This window comes from Amnibacterium flavum, from assembly GCF_003097495.1.
Classification (GTDB): Bacteria; Actinomycetota; Actinomycetes; order Actinomycetales; family Microbacteriaceae; genus Naasia; species Naasia flava.
In genome coordinates this window covers 41,345-57,617 of record NZ_QEOP01000005.1, presented here as the reverse complement: position 1 = coordinate 57,617, position 16,273 = coordinate 41,345, and the positions used below count along the sequence as shown (strand labels likewise).

12 protein-coding genes are annotated in these 16,273 nt (G+C 63.3%); 7 read left to right on the top strand and 5 right to left on the bottom strand.

Annotated features, from left to right (window positions below; translation table 11 throughout):
- The first annotated feature begins 36 nt into the window (after positions 1-36).
- Both DDQ50_RS16245 and DDQ50_RS16240 read left to right on the top strand, forming a co-directional pair.
- A complete protein-coding gene (locus tag DDQ50_RS16245; protein ID WP_133245993.1) occupies positions 37-240 on the top strand; it encodes a hypothetical protein in 204 nt (67 codons plus the stop codon).
- A gap of 248 nt (positions 241-488) precedes the next feature.
- Positions 489-1,265: an IclR family transcriptional regulator gene (locus DDQ50_RS16240; protein WP_276308421.1), complete on the top strand. Its 777-nt coding sequence runs from the start codon at positions 489-491 to the stop codon at positions 1,263-1,265.
- Positions 1,266-1,290: 25 nt separating this feature from the next.
- On the opposite strand, the gene DDQ50_RS16235 is transcribed toward DDQ50_RS16240, so the two are convergent.
- Entirely contained in the window at positions 1,291-1,884 is a 594-nt protein-coding gene (locus tag DDQ50_RS16235; protein WP_116757849.1) for a TetR family transcriptional regulator, read from the bottom strand.
- A gap of 73 nt (positions 1,885-1,957) precedes the next feature.
- On the opposite strand from DDQ50_RS16235, the gene DDQ50_RS16230 reads away from it, so the two are divergent.
- From DDQ50_RS16230 to DDQ50_RS16220, 3 genes are all read left to right on the top strand, one after another.
- Positions 1,958-3,391, top strand: a complete 1,434-nt coding sequence (locus DDQ50_RS16230; protein WP_205663687.1) for an MFS transporter — start codon at positions 1,958-1,960, stop codon at positions 3,389-3,391.
- 127 nt (positions 3,392-3,518) lie between these two features.
- Complete coding sequence (gene ppsA / locus DDQ50_RS16225) at positions 3,519-5,909, top strand: phosphoenolpyruvate synthase (RefSeq protein ID WP_116757848.1); 2,391 nt, start codon at positions 3,519-3,521, stop codon at positions 5,907-5,909.
- 57 nt (positions 5,910-5,966) lie between these two features.
- Entirely contained in the window at positions 5,967-6,782 is an 816-nt protein-coding gene (locus tag DDQ50_RS16220; protein WP_205663686.1) for a pyruvate, water dikinase regulatory protein, read from the top strand.
- Between the two features lie 61 nt (positions 6,783-6,843).
- Here DDQ50_RS16220 and DDQ50_RS16215 read toward each other — a convergent pair whose 3' ends face one another.
- Both DDQ50_RS16215 and DDQ50_RS16210 read right to left on the bottom strand, forming a co-directional pair.
- A complete protein-coding gene (locus DDQ50_RS16215; RefSeq protein WP_116757846.1) occupies positions 6,844-9,069 on the bottom strand; it encodes a glycoside hydrolase family 3 C-terminal domain-containing protein in 2,226 nt (741 codons plus the stop codon).
- A gap of 43 nt (positions 9,070-9,112) precedes the next feature.
- A complete protein-coding gene (locus tag DDQ50_RS16210; RefSeq protein WP_165829866.1) occupies positions 9,113-10,402 on the bottom strand; it encodes an MFS transporter in 1,290 nt (429 codons plus the stop codon).
- Positions 10,403-10,507: 105 nt separating this feature from the next.
- Between DDQ50_RS16210 and DDQ50_RS17080 the strand changes: the two genes are divergently transcribed.
- A complete protein-coding gene (locus tag DDQ50_RS17080) occupies positions 10,508-11,494 on the top strand; it encodes a LacI family DNA-binding transcriptional regulator (protein ID WP_133245992.1) in 987 nt (328 codons plus the stop codon).
- Between the two features lie 10 nt (positions 11,495-11,504).
- Here DDQ50_RS17080 and DDQ50_RS16200 read toward each other — a convergent pair whose 3' ends face one another.
- Together DDQ50_RS16200 and DDQ50_RS16195 are read right to left on the bottom strand one after the other, a co-directional pair.
- Entirely contained in the window at positions 11,505-12,179 is a 675-nt protein-coding gene (locus DDQ50_RS16200; RefSeq protein ID WP_116757844.1) for an SDR family NAD(P)-dependent oxidoreductase, read from the bottom strand.
- Positions 12,176-15,061, bottom strand: coding sequence for an FAD-binding and (Fe-S)-binding domain-containing protein (locus DDQ50_RS16195; RefSeq protein ID WP_240614480.1), 2,886 nt, complete (start codon positions 15,059-15,061; stop codon positions 12,176-12,178). The genes DDQ50_RS16200 and DDQ50_RS16195 overlap by 4 nt, the downstream gene beginning before the upstream one ends.
- Before the next feature lie 164 nt (positions 15,062-15,225).
- Between DDQ50_RS16195 and DDQ50_RS16190 the strand changes: the two genes are divergently transcribed.
- Entirely contained in the window at positions 15,226-16,038 is an 813-nt protein-coding gene (locus tag DDQ50_RS16190; protein ID WP_338065171.1) for a fumarylacetoacetate hydrolase family protein, read from the top strand.
- The last annotated feature ends 235 nt before the right edge of the window (positions 16,039-16,273 follow it).

Below are 16,273 nucleotides of genomic sequence, written 5' to 3'. Positions count from 1 at the left end.
TGGGATATCAGGCTCCGTCGATGCACAGTGATGTGTATGAAGTTGCTTACCTATAGCGGGCGCGGCGCCATAACCGACGAGCGCGCCGCGCAGGCGGTACTGGATTACGCAATAGAACTCGCCCTCGTTCAGCGCTCTGACGTAGTGTCCGTGCCCGCCGTGACCGCGGAAGGACTACCTGAGGAGCCGGTCGACATGCTGATCGGGCCCGGCCAGTCAGCTCTTGTCCGAACCAACTGATGTGACTGGCGAACTCGACGTTGACGTTCTCGTCCGTGATCTCACCGGTCGCATCGACGACCTGTACCCGATCGTGAGCCCGTTGGGCAAGTAGAGCCCTCAACCGACAGCCGGCTTTGCGGCGACTCTCGACGGGAGCCGGATTCCGCGCCCGTGGCCTCGGTGGGTCTGCTGGCATCGTTGTCAACGCTGTTCCCGCCCAGCCCTCCCCGACTTGATTTCAGATGATGGAGGGTTAGATTGGGATCGTGAGCGACATCGTCACCGGACCCGTTGAGCCGACGAGTCAGACGCGAATCCAGTCGGTCAGTCGTGCAGTCGCCCTCCTGCTCGCCGTGGCTGAGAGCCCTAATGGGATCACAGCGCGCCTCCTCTCTGAGCAGCTCGAGCTCTCGCTTCCCACTACACACCATCTTCTGACCACCCTGTGGGCCGAAGGAATGCTGCTCAAGAGTGCGGATCGCAACTTTCAACTCGGACCCAATGCCGGGATCATCGCCGATGCATACCAGCGTCTCGACTCGGTGCCCGAGTCATATCGTCACGCCTTACGGCGGTTGGTGCGCGACACGGGGGAGACCGCCTACCTCGGAGTCCTTCGCAACGGTGGAGTGCAGGTGTTGGCTACTGAAGAGGGCGCGCACGCCGTTCGGGTGGTCGGCCTCGACGTCGGCTATACGAACGACATGCATGCTCGTGCGAGCGCGAAAGTCCTGCTGGCGTTCTCTTCTGAGGAGGTCCGCCGTTCAGCTGTCGACCAGATGTCGATGAAGCGGCTCACACCCCAGACGATCACCTCGCATGCTGCGTTCCTCAAGCAACTCGACGAGGTAAGGACGACGGGGCTGGCGTTCGATCGCGAGGAATTCCAAGCAGGCGTCCAATGTGCGAGCGTGCCAATCTGGCGTGGCGGTCGCGCCGTCGCCTGCTTCACGGTTTCGTCTCCGAGTCAACGCTTCTCTGAGACGGAGCAGGACGTCATAGCCGCCCTCACACGCGCGGCGGACAGCCTTCGGGAGGCATGATGTTCCTCACGCCGCAGGCCTGACGTCAGCTCCGCGTTGTGATCTCTCCTAGGCGGGTGAAGAGTTCGAAGGAGACATCGAGCTCGGTACCCAGGTCTGCCTCGACGTCCGCCGCCCACTGTCGCCAGCCGAGGTCGATTGCGGCTATGGCTGCCGAGGCCACCGCGAGCGCGTCCCGCTCCTCTGTCATTCGCTCGGCCAATGCGGCGGTCAGTTCGGTGCGATCCATCAGCCTGTCGGACGCCAAACGGGCGCGCAGGGAGTGCGTGGTGGTGATCAATGCCATTCGCGAACGGAGTTGTGTCGAATGCGAGCGCGCCCAATGCACTGTCGAATCCATCGCCCGACGAGTGGCGACCCAAGCCGATGTCCCGGGTTCGAGCGAAAGCCCTCGCAATGCGTCCGGCAGCGACGGCCGGGCCGCCAAGGCGCCGACGATGATCGCATCCTCCTTGGAGGAAAAGTAGCGAAAGAAGGTCGCTTTCGAGATCCCCAGCTGGGCAGCTATTTCCTCTGCGGTCACCGATTCGAACCCGTGACCCGCACAGAAATCGGCGGCCGCTTCCGCCAGCTCGCCGCGAAGACGCTCGCGGCTGCGGTGTCTGATGTCGACCGCCACCCTCGTAGTCTAGAGCTGATACTAACTCTCACTATTGAGACAAAGGCTCCCAATCTCTGAAAGAGCGATAGAAATGCGCACTCGCCGGTCGCTTACTCGCCCGCCTGCATTCACCGCGATCATCGCCGTGCTGGCGTTCGCCGGGATGGGCGCGTCGTTCATGCAGACGATCCTCATCCCGATCCAATCCGAACTGCCTCGGCTGCTCAGTGCTTCCAGTGAGGACACGCCGTGGGTGATCACCGCAACGCTCATCTCCGCCGCCATCTGCACGCCGATAGCCGGGCGCCTCGGTGACATGTACGGCAAGCGTCGCGTCGTCATGGCGCTGCTGCTGATCCAAGCGTTGGGGGCGATCATCGCGGCTCTTTCCGTGGCGCTTGTCCCGATGCTCGTGGCGCGCATCCTGCAGGGTGCCTCGGCCGGGGTTATTCCGCTGGGCATCTCCATTCTTCGAGACGTCCTTCCCTCGAAGCGGCTCGGCTCGGCCATCGCTTTGATAAGCGCCACGCTCGGTGTCGGGGGCGCTCTCGGGCTACCCATTAGTGCTGCCGTCACCGAGGCGTTTGACTGGCATGTCCTCTTCTGGGTTGCAGCTGGGATCGCACTGCTCAACTTCATCCTCTGTGCCCTGGTCGTGCCCGTGAGTGTCCTTCGGACGCAGGGACGGCTGGATGTCATCGGGATTATCGGGCTCTCCCTCGGGCTCGTGTCGCTGCTCGTGGCGATCACCCGCGGTGGCTCATGGGGATGGGGAGACCCGCGGATCATCGGCCTGCTCCTGGGCGGTCTGGTCGTGCTCTTCGCCTGGGGCGCCTATGAGCTGCGGGTCCGGGAACCTCTTGTCGATCTGCGGGTGAGCAGTCGCGGTCCCGTGCTCCTCACCAATCTGGCGTCCATAGCCATGGGCTTCGCGTTGTTCGCGTCGAGCGTCGTATTCCCTCAGCTCCTCGAGCTGCCGGTCGCCACGGGAATCGGCCTGGGACTGTCGTTGTTCGTCGCTGCCCTTGTATTGGCCCCCTCCGGCATTGCGATGATGTTGATGTCCCCAGTCGCCGGCCGGATACAGCGTCTGCGCGGACCGAAGCCGCTGCTGATCGCAGGTGCGGGAGTTATAGCCATCAGCTATGTAGTCGGGCTGCTCTTCCATGCGTCGATGTGGCAGATCCTCGTCGTCAACTTCATCCTCGGAATCGGGGTGGGTCTGGGTTATGCGGCGATGCCGACTCTCATCATGCGAGCAGTTCCCGCGGAGGAGACCGGCGCTGCGAACGGACTCAATGCGTTGATGCGCTCCTTAGGGACGAGTGCGGCAGCCGCTGTGGTGGGGGCATTGCTGGCTCAGTCCATCACCACGGTCAACGGTGTCGTTGGTCCGAGCGAGCAAGGATTCCTGGGGGCGCTAACGCTCGGACTCATCGCCGCCATCTTGTGCCTCGTCCTAGCGCTGTTCATCCCCGAGCCGAAAGTGACGGAACACCCCTCACTACCTCGACGAAGTGCGTGACCTCCGCCTCGTATCTGTTTCGATATTAGGAATTATGTCCTATCATCTGAAATTGCATGACCAAGGCCGGTGATGCGGGAACAAGCACTTACGTGCCAGGTGTCTCAAGACCAGTGGCGGGAGCGAAGTGCCAGACAACGTCGTGTGGTTCACAGAGATCGGGATGGAAGATGTCGATCGAGTAGGCGGAAAGAACGCATCTCTCGGCGAGATGATCCGACATCTGGACAAAGCGGGCGTGCGGGTTCCTAGTGGATTCGCCACAACTGCGGACGCCTACCGCCGCTTCCTCGCGTCCTCGGGGCTCGATCAAAGGATCGAGGAGCTGCTCGACGCGCTCGACGTCGAAAACCTCGAGCAGTTGGCGTCCACAGGGTCTCAGATCCGAGAGGCCATCCGAGTTCAGCCCTTCCCGGCTGATCTTGAGGCTGACATCCGCTCGGCCTGTGCCACCCTCATGGCTGCAGGCGACAGGTCCTTCGCTGTTCGGTCATCCGCTACCGCCGAGGACCTGCCGGACGCGTCATTCGCCGGACAGCAGGAAACGTTTCTGAACATCCGAGGAGCGGACGCGGTCCTTCGTGCAACGCAGGAGGTCTTTGCATCCCTCTACAACGATCGGGCGATCGCCTACCGCGTGCATTCCGGCTACGACACGATGGCCATCGCCCTCTCCGCCGGTGTTCAGTTGATGGTGCGGTCCGACCTCGCCTCGTCTGGCGTCATGTTCACGGTCGACACTGAATCCGGATTCGAGGACGCGGTCTTCATCACGTCCTCCTATGGTCTGGGGGAGATGGTGGTGCAGGGCGCGGTCAACCCGGACGAGTTCTACGTCTACAAGCCGTCGCTGCGCGCAGGCAAAGCATCGATCTTGAAACGATCCGTCGGGTCCAAGGCGGTAAAGATGGTCTTCAGCTCCGACTCCAGCGTCGGCAAGACAACCTCGGTCGTCCAAGTCGATCCCGAACTCGCCGGTCAACTCTCCCTGACGGATGTCGAGGTGGCACAGCTGGCACGGTACGCCGTCGCGATCGAAGACCATTACGGACGCCCCATGGACATCGAGTGGGGCAAGGACGGCGTCGACCACCTGCTGTACATCCTGCAGGCGAGACCGGAGACGGTTCAGTCGCGCCGAGCCCGGAACACGGTCACCCGCTACCGACTCGATTCAGCGGGGACGATCGTCGCGGAGGGCCGGGCCATCGGCCAGAAGATCGGGGCCGGTGCAGTGCGCGTCTTGGACTCGGTGGACCAGATGGCCGAGTTCGTTGCGGGCGAGGTGCTGGTAGCTGATATGACTGATCCCGATTGGGAACCGATCATGAAGCGCGCCTCGGCGATCGTGACCAACCGTGGCGGACGCACCTGCCACGCCGCCATCATCGCCCGGGAACTGGGAATCCCTGCTGTGGTCGGCACGGGATCGGCAACGTCAGTCCTGGCGTCCGGACAGCCTGTAACCGTGTCCTGCGCCGAGGGAGACACCGGATTCATCTACGACGGTGAGCTTCCCTACATCGTCGAGCAGACCGATACCGGCGACATGCCGGACCTTCCTGTCAAGATCATGATGAACGTCGGCACTCCAGAGCAGGCCTTCTCCTTCTCTCAGCTTCCGAATGCGGGTGTCGGCCTCGCGCGCCTGGAGTTCATCATCAACCGGCAGATCGGCATCCACCCCAAAGCACTCCTCGAGTTCGACTGTCTCGACGAGCCGCTGAAGTCGCAGATCGCTCGGCTCACGAGCGCCTACGCGAATCCTCGACAATTCTTCGTCGACCGCGTCGCGGAAGGGATATCGATGATTGCGGCGGCCTTTGCGCCGGCGCCCGTCATCGTGCGGCTGTCTGACTTCAAATCGAACGAGTACGCCAACCTCATCGGTGGTGAAAAATACGAGCCTCATGAAGAGAACCCCATGATCGGCTGGAGGGGCGCATCCCGCTACCTAACGCCCTCCTTCGCCGAATGCTTCGCGCTCGAGTGTGCCGCAGTGCGCTATGTGCGGGAGTCCATGGGTCTCACCAACGTCAAGATCATGATCCCCTTCGTGCGCACTGTCGCAGAAGCCGAAGGCGTCATCGCTCTGCTGGCGAAGAACGGTATCCGGCGAGGTGAGGGAGGACTCGAGGTCATCATGATGTGCGAGCTGCCTGCCAACGCGATCCGGGCGGACGATTTCCTCGACCATTTCGACGGATTCTCCATCGGATCCAACGACATGACGCAGCTCACGCTGGGCCTTGACCGAGACTCGGCGCTGGTCGCGCAGTCCTTCGACGAACGAGACCCGGCAGTCAAGGATCTGCTCGCCATGGCCATCCGAGCCGCCAAAGCGCGGGGCAAGTATGTGGGCATCTGCGGTCAGGGGCCAAGCGACTTCCCGGATTTCGCCGATTGGCTGGTCGACCAGGGAATCGATTCGATCTCGCTCAATCCCGACACCGTGGTCGACACCTGGCAGCGACTCGCGTTGTCTGCGAACCCAGACGGCGAGGTCGTCACCGCATGACGGACGACCGCTGTCTTCGCCGTGGCTATGCCAAGCATCTGACGAATGTTGCCGGCGATGGATGATGCGCCGGAGGTCATGCAGGTGTTTTTCCTATCGGACAGCACAGGAATATCCGCTGAGACGATGGGAAATGCGCTGCTCCTTCAGTTCCCACATCTGATCTACGAGCGCCGGCTCATCCCCTTCATCATCACTGTCGACGAAGCGCGTCGGGTCGTCAGCCTTCTCGACGCGGCGGCGGAACACGGAAAGGTGGTGGCCTTCTCCACAACGGCCGTCGAGGAGGTAAGGCAGGAACTGCGACGCACCTCTTGTCCGTTGATCGACTTCTTTGACGTCCACATTCACCGCCTCGAAGGGATATTCGGTCAGCCTGGTGTTCGCCAGGCTGCGCGACTGCATGGAATGGGCGACGTTAAGCGCTACAACGCCCGGATGGCCGCGGTTGAGTACGCCCTGGAGCACGATGACGGCCAGAGCATGCGCGCGCTCGACAAGGCGGAGGTCGTTCTGCTTGCTCCATCTCGTTGTGGGAAGACTCCGACGGCCATGTACCTAGCGCTGCAGCATGGTGTACTCGTCGCAAACTACCCGCTTCTCGAGGAGGATCTTCAGCGTTCGGAGCTTCCTCTCCCAATCAAAGGTCTCGGAGCTCGTTGCTTCGGTCTCACCACTACACCGGCGCGTCTAGCTGCGGTCCGGGAGCAGCGGATGGCGCAGTCAGAGTATTCCTCGCTGCGCCAGTGCGCGAGCGAACTTCGCCGAGCCGAACGTCTCTACCAAGCGCACGGGATTCCGACGATCGACTCATCGACTCGATCCGTGGAAGAGATGTCGACTCAGATCCTGCAGGCTCTGTCGCAGTCTTAGCGAGCGCGCAGGTCCTGACGAAGCGAGCTTCTGTCGGCGCGGCCGTGACCGCTCTGCAACATCAGCCGTGCGCCTCCTGCAACAGCCGCGCCACTACCGTCTCGGCATCCTCCGTGCCTCCCAGGTCGAGGATCAAGTTGAGCGGCATGCCCAAGGCCATCCGATAAAGGGCTTCATCCGTGTTCTCGAAGGCGGAGCCATGAAGACGCACGAACAGGGCATTAACCAACGGCCCTCCGACCGGGTGACGGAACCACTCCTCCAGGGTCGAATCGGGTCGAAGAGGGGTGACAGGCATGGGGACATCCAGTTCGATGTCGAAGGCCTCGACGATTTGACGCGAGGAAGTTCCCACCTCGACGCGGAACGTACCCGGCTCCACCGTCCACCCGCTCGGCCCCCAGAAGGCGAATGCTCGTTGGTCGAGCAGAAGACGCATCCGCCGGGTCTCACCCGGCCCAAGCTCTACCTTCTCGAACGCCTTCAGCTCACGAAGCGGTCGATCGAGACTAGCGACGACATCACCGACGTAGACCTGGACTACCTCTGAGCCCACACGCTCGCCGGTATTGCGGACGGACGCCTCCACCCAAACCAGGGGCTCGGTCGGATCCGGAATCGAGACGGAGACTTCCTCGATACTGAAAGTCGTATATCCCAGGCCGTGGCCGAACTCGAAAGCGACATCGCGCCTGGTCCGGTCGTACCATCGATAGCCGACGTAAATCCGCTCGCCGTAGATCACTGTCGTACTGGTGCCCGGCCAGTTCACGAAGGCAGGAGTGTCCTCGAGTCGGATGGGAATCGTCTCCGCGAGTCGCCCGGATGGCTCCGCGACGCCGAAGAGGACCTCGGCGAGTGCGGCACCGGATGCCTGTCCGCCCAGCCAGGTCTCGAGCACTGCCCGAGCCCGGCCGACGATCGGCTCGAGCTCGACGACCGAGCCGTTGCTCAGAACGACGACGATGTGATCGGTGACCGCCGCGATTCGCCGAAGAAGCTCGAGCTGCTCGGTCGGCAGGCGGAGATGATCACGGTCGAAGCCTTCCGATTCGTCTGCTTCCGGCAGCCCCAGCATCAGGATGACCGTCGAATCCTGACTCACCAGTCGGACGGCCTCGTCCACGAGCGCAGCATCCGCAACGCCGTCCAGCCGGAATCCTGGGGCGAAACGAACACTCCTCGGGGTGACCGAAGAGATCGCGCCCAGGAGTGTGTCCAGCCGAGTCGGGACGACATGCGAGCTTCCCGCCCCCTGATACCGCGGGGTGCGAGCAAATTCCCCGATCACGACAACGTCCTCGCGGGCGGTGGGTGAAAGGGGGAGCACGCCGCCTTCGTTGACGAGGAGGACCATGCTTTCGATGGCGGCGCGCTTGGCCAATGCGTGGTGCTCGGCGAGGTCTACGTCGCTCAGGACGCCTCGTGTCGCCCGGACCCGGTCGTGAACACTCAGAACCCGGGAGACGGCTTCGTCTATAGCGGCGAGGTCCAGGGCGCCGGCATCGAGCGCCGCTTGCACTTCCTCGGCGTGGCTGTCGGCCGATGGCATAGCGACATCGGTGCCTGCGGCCACTGCTTCGGCTGGGCGTCTGACGGCGCCCCAGTCCGAGACCACATATCCATCGAAGCCCCAGTCGGCTCGGAGGACGTCGGTGAGCAGCCAGCGGCTCTCGGATGCGGGAACCCCATTTATGGCGTTATAGGCGCACATCACCGAGGCCGGCCGCGCCGCCCGGACCACTCTCTCGAACGCCGGGAAGTAGATCTCACGCAACGTGCGCTCGTCCACCTCCGCGCTAACTCGCATCCGCTCGGTCTCCTGGTTGTTCGCGGCAAAGTGCTTCACGGAGGCCCCAACGCCTTGAGACTGGACCCCGTCAACCCAGAAACGGCCGAGCTCTCCGGAGAGCAGCGGATCTTCCGAGAAGTACTCGAAATTGCGGCCGCAGAGCGGCGATCGCTTGATGTTGACGCCGGGGCCTAGCAGAACATCGACGCCCCTCGCCCTGCTCTCGCGTCCGAGAGCGACGCCGATCTCGCGCAGAAGCTCCGGGTTCCAGGTGGATCCGGTAGCGGCACCCGTAGGGAACGCGGTCGCCGGCTCGCTGTTGTTCAAGCCCAGGTGGTCAGCCTCCGCGGCCTGATATCGCAGCCCATGGGGTCCGTCGCTGTAGCGGGCGCCGACCACATCGAGGCGCTCGACATCTGCGGAGGTCCAGAAGGTGCCACCGGACAGTAGGGAGATCTTCTCCTGCTCGGTCAGTTGAGATACGAGTGGGTGCACGGCTTCACCGTTTTCTTCGAGGGCGGAAAAGGGGGGCGAGCGCTCAGCGCACCGCTTTGATCGGGATCACGGTCAAAGCGCCGAGGACAGCGACTATGCCCGCTCCTATATATAGGGCTGCGTAGTTTTCGGTGCCGCCTCCGATGGCGAGCACCAGTGGAGCCAGTGCGGGGGCCAGCGATTGCGGCAGCGCGCTGGCGATGTTGAACACGCCCATGTCCTTTGCGGCCTGCGTCTGCTTGTTCGGGAGGACATCAGTTACGAGAGCGAGGTCGACCGCGAAGTACGCACCGGTGGCGATCCCCAGGATTGCGGCAGCCACGAAGTACACCCACATGTCAAGGGCGAACGCGGTAAGAAGGCTTGACACCGCGACCAGGCCTGAGGCTGCGAACACGAAGATCTTGCGCCGATGCAGTTTGTCGCTCAGAGTGCCCGACACCGATGCTGCGATCGTGATCATGATGACGCTCAACAGCGAGAGGCCGAGTTGCAGTCCGGCAACAGCGCTGAAGGGGATGCCGAATCGAGCGTTGAGAAAGTACACCTGATAGGTAGCTCCCGCGGCGAATCCCAGTTGCATGAAGAACCTGCCGAGCCATGCCCAGCCGAAGTCTGGGTTGCGGCGAGGGTTGAAAGCGAAGGCCTTGGCCAGATCGCTCACTCGGAAGCTTGAGCGCAGGTTCGGAGAGAGCACCCGGTCCCGCGCGACGATGACATAGACGACGATCAGAATCAGACCGAGAGTTGCCGGCACGATAAACATTCCGGGAGTCCCGGTCCCGAAACTGAGCGCGAGGTTGGCGACCGCCAGGCCGATGAGCGGCGAGAACTGCTGCACGATGCCGCTCAGCGCGGACACGGTGGCTCTCTGAGCCTCGGGGACGCGGTCCGGAAGGAACGCCGCGAGGCCCGCGAACATGGCGTTGCAGGACAACTGCACAACGCACCACAGTGCGCCCACCGCGAGCGCGTCAGGCGCGAACGCCAGGGCGATCAGGGAGAGAACGCTGGCGGTTGCGCCACCGAGGATCCAAGGCCGACGCATGCCGAATCGCGAGGTCGTCCGGTCACTGAGCATGCCGAAGATCGGATTTGCCAACACAGCCACGAGTGCGCCGATGCCCGTGATCACGCCGAGGGTCGCTTCCCGCGAGTCGGGAGCAACCTCCGCGACCTTGATCGCCAGCGTCGTGATGACCGGAATGAGGATGATCAGGTAAGACCCGAGGTAGGCGCCCAGGAAAGCGGCGAGGATCCGCTTCGGGACGCGGGCGGGCTCGAAGAGATGCTCGGCGGGGATGCTTCCGGGGGGTGTGTCGGCGATGGCCACGGGCCGCTCCTTTGAGGCTGACGAACTGTAACTTGCACGCGCAAGCGAAACGAGTCGAATGTACACACTGCGACTTGCGCGCGCAAGTGGTGCGAGAATCTGTACATGCGGCCTACAGATGACCGTCGACCAACGGCCAGCGATGTGGCTCTCCTGAGCCGGGTATCTCGGGCCACGGTCGGATACGTGCTCAATCAGACGCCCGGACAGACGATCTCGGAGTCCACGCGTCAACGCGTGCTGCACGCCGCCGAGGACCTCGGATATGTTCCCAGTTCAGCAGCACAGGCCCTGGCCCGGGGACGGACGAAGACGGTCGTCATCGATGTCTCGGATTTCCCATACGGCGAGAAAGTAGCTCGGGCCGCCCAGAGCCTGGCCGACGGGTTTTCAGAACGGGGATACGACCCGGTCGTGAATCAGCAAACTCCGTATGCGGAGCCGTACTCCGCGCTCCTGCTTCTTGCCCGCACGCTCATGCCCGAAGCCGTCATCTCGCTGGGCGAGCTTCCGAAGCACATTCGGCGGGTCCTCGCTCGATCCGGCGTTAGACGAGTCGCCTCGATGTCCCGTGGAAACGACGGCTTACTCTTACGGGAAACCTCCGCCGCGGAGGTCCAGGTCGGATACCTGGCAGAGTGCGGCCACAATCGCATCCTCTACGTCGGCTCGACCGACTCCAGCCTCGCTGCGATCAATGAAACGCGGCACGCTGCGGTGCGCCGATACGGCGATCAGCTCGGCATGCAGGTCGTGACGACCGTCGCCGCCATTGAGTCGGACGCTTTCGCCGAGGAATTGAAGGCGCGATCGGAGGACGGTTTCACCGCGGCTGCTGCCTACAACGACGAGATTGCCTTCGCGACTCTCGGTGCGGCGCACCGTGGAGGTTTGCGTATACCGGACGAACTCGCCGTCATCGGCATCGACGACCTTCCGCTTGCCGCGGTCAGCTACCCGCGTCTGACCACTGTCACCAACGAGCCTGCCGACATGCCTTCGCGTGCTGCGTTCATCGACAGCATCCTCGCTGGCGCAACCATCCAGGCGACGCTACTCCAGCCGCGAGTGATCGTCCGTGAATCGGCTTGAGCGAACAAGGTCAGTAGGTTGCTCGTCCACCGCTGATGTCGTACACCGCTCCCGTCGAGAAGCTGCACTCCTCTGAGCTCAACCATGAGACGAGCGCGGCGACCTCCTCGGCCCTGCCCACCCGTCCCATCGGGATCAACGAGGTGATGTGAGCCAGCACCTCCGGTGAGGTCGTCGCGTTGAACGGAGTCTCGATGACCGCAGGTGCGATGACGTTCGCGAGCACCCCAGTCTTGGCGAGCTCCTTCCCCAGGGACTTGGTGAGTCCGATCACCGCTGCCTTCGAGGCCGAGTAAGCGCTGAGATTCGGATTGCCGTCCTTCCCCGCCATGCTCGCCATGCTCACAATGCGGCCCCACCCTCGCTCCACCATGCCGGGCACAATCGCCTTCGTCACCCGGAAGATGCCATGCACATTGACATCGAAAGTTCTCTGCCACTCCTCCGGCTGAACCTCCCAGAACGGTTTGTTCGGCCCGACAATGCCCGCGCTGTTGACGAGGATATCGACGGGGCCGACAGTGGCGACGGCATCGTCGATCGACTGCTGGTCGGTGACGTCGACGACGTAGTCCGCCTCGGTCGACACGTCGAAGGTGATGACCTCCACGCCGTCCGCTCGAAGGCGCAAAGCGCACGCCGCACCCAGTCCGCTCGCTCCGCCCGTGATGATGGCTCGCTTCATTTCGTTCTCCTTATCATGGCGTCCAGCACTTCCAGGACGTGCTGGTATGGGTGGCCTGTGGCGCGCGTCATGCCGATCTCGCACGTCCGATTGCACGACACGTAGGCGTCGTAAGAACTGGAGTTGACCTCCTCGCCCTCACGCCGGGTGGCGCTTCGCGTGAGCTCCGGATGCAGCATTCCCCGATCACCCGCGAAGGCGCAGCAGCTCCAGTCGTCGGGAACGGTGACGGTGTCGGATACTGCGGCCGCCAGTTCCAGGAGATGGGTGTTGGAGCCAGCACGAGTGGAGGAACAGGTGGGATGCACGACAATTCGTGCGAGCTTGCGGTCAACGTCGAGCCGCGGCAGCAATGCCTTCGCCGTGTAGTCGACGGCGTCGATCAGCTTCATCGCCGAGTACTCGGGATGACCTGCAAGAGCTCCCTCGAGCGCGAGGATCAGTCCCTCGGAACAGGAGGAGTTGTCGCAGACGATCGGGAGCCCTCCATGGTCGGATGCCCGCCACAGTGCCGTGAGAGTGCGGTCGACCATCACCTTGTAGGAATCGACGAGGCCCTTAGACTTCCACGGGGTCCCGCAGCACAGGCTCTCGACCCCCTCCGGTCGAACAAGTCCGATACCCGCTCTGGCCGCCAGCGCCTCGAAAGAGGTAGCCACTCCGGGACCGCCCTCGCTCGGTCCGAACATGGTCCCGACACACGCCTGAAAGAAGACCGCCTCGACGTCGGTCGACGTCGAACCGGAGATACGCCGCGCGCCGCCTCTCGGCAGGTCGGGAGACCACAGGGGCACCGTGTCGTCCCCAAGCAGGTGACGGGCGACCCGATTAGGGCCCTGGATGAGAGGAGGGGGCACTGCTGCAGCCAAGGTGAGAGCCGTCGAAGCGACACGCGTCATGGGCTTCCACGCTGTGACCGCGGTGTTCCACACCGCGCTGGAGCCGGCTCCCACGGTCTCGGACCGGAGACGGCGCACCAGATCGCCCGTGTTGATGGAAACCGGACATGCGGTCTGGCACATTCCGTCGACGGCGCAGGTGTCGACGACCTCGTACTGCTGCGCGCGACTCAGCTCCCGAACGAGGGCGGAATCGCCTTTGGCATCCGCCTCGGCGATCGCCCGTCGGACGACGATCCGCTGGCGCGGCGTCGTGGTGAGGTCCTTGCTCGGGCAGACGGGCTCGCAGTATCCGCATTCCACGCAGCGGTCTACTTCCGTCTCGACAGACGGAGTGGACTTCAGGTTGCGTAGGTGAAGGTCGGCGTCTTCAGTGAGGACCGTATCCGGGTTGAGCACACCCATCGGGTCGAAAGCTCGCTTGATCGTGACCATGAGCGAATAGATCGCTTCGCCGTACTGCCGAGATACGAACGGAGCCATGATCTTGCCGGTGCCGTGTTCGGCTTTAAGGGTCCCGCCGGCGCGCAGCACGAGGTCGACCATGTCCTCGGTGAACGCTCGGTAGCGCACGAGGTTCGTGGCCGAGCCGAAGTCCTCGTTGATGAGGAAGTGGATATTCCCGTCCTTGGCGTGGCCAAAGATGACCGCGTCGGCATAGCCGTGCACCGCGAAGAGCGTCTGCAGCCCCGCGCAGGTCTCCGACAGCTTCCCGACCGGGACGGCGATGTCTTCGAGCAGGGCCGTGGTGCCCGAGGGGCGGGCGCCCGCGATCGTCGCGTAGAGACCCTTGCGGATGTGCCAGAGAGAAGCCCGGAAGGTTGGGTCTTCCGACAGCCGCGGTCGCTCGACGAGCGGCAGGCCGTCGAAGATCGTGGCGGCAGCAGCTATGTGCTCGGCTAGCCCTTCCGGAGTAGCCGACTGGTACTCGACCAGCAGCGCGCAATTATCAACTATCTGGAATGAGGGAAGGGCAGTTCGTGACTCCGGATCCATCAGGGCCGCGCGCAGTGAGGCTGCGTCCATCAGCTCGACCGTTGCGGCGCCCGACGCGACAATCCCGACGAGCGCGTCGGTGGCTGCCCGCAGCGTCTCGAAGACGAGGAGCGTCGTGGCAGCGTGCTTGTGCAGGGGGACCGTGCGGAACGTTGCTTCGGCGACAAATCCAAGCGTACCCTCGCTGCCGATCATGAGGTGGGTGAGCATCTGAACGGGTGTCGCGTGGTCGATGAGGGCGTTGACGCCGTATCCCATCGTGTTCTTGATGGCGAACTGTCGGATTATCTCGCCACGGACAGAATCATCCTCATTGGCCTTCTGTCGCAGATCCGCGAGCGCCTGCCAAAGCTCGGGCTCTTGATGTCGCAACCGGTCGTCGGCATCCGGAGCGGCCGAGTCGAGGATCGTTCCGGATGCGAGGACGATGACGGCAGATTCGAGGGTCTGATAGGTGTTCTGTGCGATGCCGCACGCCATCCCGCTTGAGTTGTTGGCGATGACGCCGCCGATCGTGCAGGCGATTTCGCTCGCCGGATCGGGCCCCAGTTTCCGTCCGTGCCGGCGAAGGCGGGCATTCACCTGTCGGACGGTGGCCCCTGGCTCGACGCGCACCCGCGCACCCGAATCCAGCACCTCGATTCCGCGGAAGTGGCGGCGAGTGTCGACCAGAATGTTTCCGGTCGTGGCCTGGCCGGAAAGACTTGTCCCACCGGAGCGGAACGTGACGGGCTCTCCCGTTCGGCTGGCGTGGTGGAGGAGCCGGGCTACCTCCTCCTTGTCGCGAGGGGTCACCACGGCCGCAGGCGTGATCAGGTAGTGCGACGCGTCCACCGCAGCGATCACGCGATCGAACGCGCTGACGGATACAGCGTCCGCGCGTCCAATAGCGGCTGAGAGCGCAGCTCCGAGTCCGTTATCTGGTTGGATCGTCGTTCGCGAGCTGACCGAGGCGTATGCCTGGGCTGCGGAAGAGGGGAAAGTCACAACCTGCAGTTTTCCACTAAGTCGAATTTGGCGCTAACATTTCGAATTATGGCACGCCGCGTTCTCGGCGCAGAATCTGCAGGCGGGCCTCGGTTCTGAAGCAGGGAGTGTCGATGAGACTGGTGCGTGTCGGAGAAGCGGGGTCCGAGACCCCCGGGGTCCTGGTGGATGAGGGCAGCTTCGTCAATCTTTCGGATGTGGTCGACGATTTCAACGAGGCGTTCTTCGCCTCGGGCGCGCTCGAGGGGCTTTCGACCGTCGTGGCGGAGCGTGTCGACGCAGGTCGCGTCGAGTCACTCGACCGTCGACGGTTCGGTGCGCCGATCGCGAGGCCGCACCAGATCCTGTGCATCGGCCTCAACTACAGCGATCACGCCGCGGAGACCGGACAGGCCGTGCCGTCCGAGCCGATCCTGTTCACCAAGTCGCCAAACACACTGATCGGGCCCAACGACGATGTGATCGTGCCTCGTTTGTCCGAGAAAACCGACTGGGAGGTGGAGCTCGGCATCGTGATCGGCCGCAGAGCCTCCTACCTCTCTGATGAGGTCGAAGCTCACGAGGCCATCGCCGGCTACGTGCTCGTAAACGACGTCAGCGAACGCGCATGGCAGATCCAGCGCAATGGGCAGTGGACGAAGGGCAAGTCCGCTCCGACCTTCAACCCCGCGGGTCCGTGGCTTGCCACGAAGGACGAGATCGGCGACGTCCTCGCCTTGGACATGTGGCTGGATATCGACGGCGCACGCCGTCAGACCGGTTCCACGTCGACCATGATCTTCAGCCCGACGTTCATAGTGCATTACCTCAGTCAGTTCATGGTCCTGGAACCCGGCGATCTGATCAACACCGGCACTCCACCCGGAGTCGGCATGGGCATGAACCCACAGGTCTATCTGAAGGGCGGTGAGACGATGACGCTGGGGATCAGTCGTCTCGGCTCGCAAACCCAACACGTGAAGGCCTACAGCGCCTAAAGGGTTTCTGAGGTTGAAAGCGCCTCCGACAACGGGTTTCGGCAAGCGATCGACGCGGCGCGAAGAGGTCCGCTGCAGCGGGATGAGTGCAGGTGTTCAGGTGCACCCGGGCGCTTACACAGAGTCATCAACACGCGCAATCACCCATATCGCGAAACTCGTAGCCATATCGTGGAAGTAGCTGGTATCGTTCCGGCATCATCAGGGTCGATGCGGTCTACGGGCGGGCGTGGGC

Excerpts from the sequence above, each read along its gene's own strand:
- DDQ50_RS16220 (WP_205663686.1), top strand. The coding sequence starts at position 5,967 with ATGGATGATGCGCCGGAGGTCATGCAGGTGTTTTTCCTATCGGACAGC.
- DDQ50_RS16245 (WP_133245993.1), top strand. The coding sequence starts at position 37 with ATGAAGTTGCTTACCTATAGCGGGCGCGGCGCCATAACCGACGAGCGC.
- DDQ50_RS17080 (WP_133245992.1), top strand. The coding sequence starts at position 10,508 with ATGCGGCCTACAGATGACCGTCGACCAACGGCCAGCGATGTGGCTCTC.
- DDQ50_RS16200 (WP_116757844.1), bottom strand. The coding sequence starts at position 12,179 with ATGAAGCGAGCCATCATCACGGGCGGAGCGAGCGGACTGGGTGCGGCG.
- DDQ50_RS16230 (WP_205663687.1), top strand. The coding sequence starts at position 1,958 with ATGCGCACTCGCCGGTCGCTTACTCGCCCGCCTGCATTCACCGCGATC.